Source organism: Blautia sp. Marseille-P2398, from assembly GCF_964240315.1.
Lineage (GTDB): Bacteria > Bacillota > Clostridia > Lachnospirales > Lachnospiraceae > Blautia_A > Blautia_A wexlerae.
This window is the reverse complement of sequence record NZ_CAXSTD010000043.1, coordinates 1-1,365: the sequence shown is the minus strand read 5'-3', so window position 1 is coordinate 1,365 and position 1,365 is coordinate 1. Positions and strand designations below refer to the sequence as shown.

Here is a 1,365-nt window from a genome sequence, read left to right as displayed (position 1 = left end):
AGAAGTGAAAAAAGTAGTGGAGTCAGTATCCTATTTTCATTATAGGCTGAGATAAGCTTTCATGATTCGTTGACAATTGAAGGAGCTGATACATCTTGAGAAACATGCTTACCGGAGTTAATCCGGCTCGTGCAGGCGAAGACTCCTATGGGAAGAGCGAAGCAATAATGATACCACCGAAAGGTATAGGACCTCTGCTGAAACAGAGACTGTGGCTGTATTTTTGCAGTCGGGTTATCTGGAATGATAACGATCAGATGTATATGTACAGACAAAGCCCAAATGCGAATACTTAGATTTTCTTATTTATATTACAGGAGAAATCCTGTAGCAAGTGGGGAATGGTTCGACTCCATTCCTCATTTTTTCGTGCAGAAAATGCACAGATTATTATCCTGTTTGAAATACCAGGGAAAGGTGTTGCAGGAAGAAAGGGAGGACAAGAAGCAAGAATACGATTGTTTTAATGGGTAGACTTGCCAGAGATCCAGAAACTAAGCTGGCATCTACGCAAAAGGGACAAACCAAAGTATCCAGGTTTCCACTGGTAGTAAAAAGAAATCGCACGAGCAAAGCATTTGTAGTGATGATCACAGCTTATGGAAATAATGCAGAATTTGTGGAGAAATATCTTGAAAAAGGAATTAAGATTGCTCTTTCCGGAGAGTTAGTAATCTCTCAGATCAAAGATGAACAGACTGGAACTGCATCCTATTATACCGAAGTCATTATGGATGATGTGGAATTTGCAGAAGCCAAAACAAAAAAAGAAGAATCTGATGGATTTCAACCAGCAGAGAAGAGAAAAATTCCATTTGATATACCAGAAGAACTTGAACAAGAAATGCCATTTCGATAGGAGGACAAGATTTATGAGAAAATACTTTTTAGAATTATTTGCAATAGGATTGGTTGATTCAGAAGGAAGAATCAATTCAGAACATATGACAAGTGATGCGCTTATGACTTCCATGAAAACAATGGAAGAGCTGACAAAAATGAAAATGGATCGTTTAGTTTTGGAAACAACAATGGAGATGATCTTATGTATGTTTGAGTCATGTGACACAGAGGAATTTACAGAAATATTAGGCAAGCTGCTTGGCGGAAAACAGACTTCTAAAGTGACAGCTCATTTGGAAGCACTGGAGGAATTACTGACAGAAGAGGAATATAGAGGTTTCCTTGCAGAATATCTTGGTTGGTTAGCTTGGTTAGTAGCTTGGTCAGTTATTGGATTGACTCGGAACAGCTCTACCCGAAACATATTATCGAATTCCTGAAATCTGAGACTGTGAGAAAAAGTCTGTAAATAAGATTCTTCTATGATATGCAAGGGTGGCAAGCCTGAAAATCAGGCTTCTC

At 38.6% G+C, this 1,365-nt stretch carries 2 protein-coding genes and 1 pseudogene; all 3 read left to right on the top strand.

Translation table 11 applies throughout. From position 1 onward, the window contains the following. The first annotated feature begins 95 nt into the window (after window positions 1–95). The 3 genes and pseudogenes from ACESZG_RS18875 (at window position 96) to ACESZG_RS18865 (ending at window position 1,283) form a co-directional block, all read left to right on the top strand. Window positions 96–296, top strand: a complete 201-nt coding sequence (locus ACESZG_RS18875; RefSeq protein WP_117457911.1) for a hypothetical protein — start codon at window positions 96–98, stop codon at window positions 294–296. Between the two features lie 158 nt (window positions 297–454). Then, window positions 455–859, top strand: a pseudogene (locus tag ACESZG_RS18870) (single-stranded DNA-binding protein); the annotation flags it as partial. Window positions 860–872: 13 nt separating this feature from the next. Continuing rightward, complete coding sequence (locus tag ACESZG_RS18865; protein ID WP_368211055.1) at window positions 873–1,283, top strand: hypothetical protein; 411 nt, start codon at window positions 873–875, stop codon at window positions 1,281–1,283. Window positions 1,284–1,365 lie beyond the last annotated feature (82 nt).

Excerpts from the sequence above, each read along its gene's own strand:
- ACESZG_RS18865 (WP_368211055.1), top strand. The coding sequence starts at position 873 with ATGAGAAAATACTTTTTAGAATTATTTGCAATAGGATTGGTTGATTCA.